Below are 245 nucleotides of genomic sequence, written 5' to 3' on the forward strand. Positions count from 1 at the left end.
GCCGCCACCGAGGACTGCCTTGCCTGGCCGCCGAGAGGAAGAACCGGGCAGCAGCTTTCACTACCAGCACCACCATCAGGCCCAGGGCCAAGAACACGGCCACATAACCGGCAAGTCCCAGTTGGAGGAAGATCGGTACGAGCCGTTGGAAGCCAACAACCATGAAGGCGATCCCGGAGATGAAACTTGCCAGCCCGAACCACGGAAGGATTCCCTTGCTCCGGAAGCTCGGGGCTGAACCCAAG

1 protein-coding gene is annotated in these 245 nt (G+C 61.6%); it reads right to left on the bottom strand.

The annotated features are described in order from the left end of the window. On the bottom strand, nucleotides 1–245 hold a 245-nt coding region (locus SB724_RS21465; protein WP_410573059.1), incomplete at both ends, for a hypothetical protein.

This window comes from Bacillus sp. SIMBA_031 (assembly GCF_046535225.1).
Lineage (GTDB): Bacteria > Bacillota > Bacilli > Bacillales > Bacillaceae > Bacillus > Bacillus velezensis.